Source organism: Bartonella sp. AD328YNZD (genome assembly GCF_042196425.1).
Map to the genome: position 1 here is coordinate 1 of NZ_JBHIQG010000509.1, position 1,309 is coordinate 1,309.

1 protein-coding gene is annotated in these 1,309 nt (G+C 37.1%); it reads left to right on the forward strand.

Going from position 1 to position 1,309, the window contains the following annotated elements:
- Positions 1-589: 589 nt before the first annotated feature.
- Positions 590-1,120 carry an antA/AntB antirepressor family protein gene (locus tag ACFIO3_RS13260; RefSeq protein ID WP_375614625.1) on the forward strand — a complete coding sequence of 177 codons (531 nt, stop codon included), beginning with the start codon at positions 590-592 and terminating at the stop codon, positions 1,118-1,120.
- Positions 1,121-1,309: the final 189 nt, after the last annotated feature.

The window sequence follows — 1,309 nt, forward strand, 5'->3', positions numbered from 1 at the left end:
CAGAGACAACTTAAACGTCAAGAATACGCCGCTAATAAGAAAGGATAGATCATGTTCTCACGCTTTATCTATATGTTACACACAGAAATCTTATTGCTTGACAAGATTCACAAAAAACATATATCGTTAAATCAGGTGCCTAGAAAACACCTTGATAGATAGCGGATAGATTGCCGGAACGATCTCTTCTCCGCACATTGAAGGCTTTGACTCATTCTATGCTCGTCGCATATAATGATCTCGTCGGGTGTAGTTATGCTATACAATACCCTTTTGGGAAAAGCATAACGACGGACTATCTACCGTGTTTTCTAGCACCCGGCATCCTTTGTTGGTTGTCAATACTTTTAGGATTTTTCAAAAAATAATTGACAGTTTCTGTGAACAGCTATAGTCTGATTGGCAGGCTTAAAACACCTCGTAACTAATCGGTTCAACAGTATCCCGAAAGATCTGTTGCCCATCATAAGAAATTTTGTCCAGGGTCTTCGTGTGTATGTCCAAGGATAACCTAAAGATACGAAGGACTGTATTAGTTCGGTTGTTTTAGCCCTGGATACTTTAACTTATAAAACAAAGGACTAATAAGATGAACACTCTAATTAAAATATCAGAACAAGCTGTTGGACAAGAAACTGTGCAAACTGTTAACGCACGTGAATTATATATGTTCTTAGAAGTTAACTCTAAATTTGCAGATTGGATTGTACGCCGTATTAAAGAATATGGATTTTTGGAAAATCAAGATTATGGTTTTACGTTTCTCAAAAATGAGAAACGTAAAAATGTTATAAGTAAAGAATATCATATCACACTAGACATGGCCAAAGAACTTTCCATGGTTGAACGCAATGAGAAAGGTAGACAGGCTCGTCGTTACTTTATTGAGTGCGAAAAAAAGTTAAAAAGTCAATCTGGTGATTATGATAATGATACACGCTTTGATTTGCCAAGTTACTGGGAGGGTATGAATGCTGGTGAAAAAGCTTTGTATCTTTTAGGTCCTATCCATGTGCGTCTTGTTGATGCTTTCAGAGTAGATGAAGAGAATAGAAAATATAAAGCTCTCATTAAAGAAGCTAAGCAGGTTTTAGCAAGGTCTGTTACGAAAGCTGCTTAAGTTTAAAATATGATCTCATCTTCTCCACTTTCAGAGTGGAGAGGATGTTAATTTAAAGAAAATTGCCAATTATGCCTCTCTTTTTCCATAAAAAAGTAAATAAAATCAATGCAAAAGGTACTTCCCAGCGGGTTGGCTTCGTTGCGGGGCAGGCCAGCGCGAACTATCGCTAGCGACAGAATTTTTAAA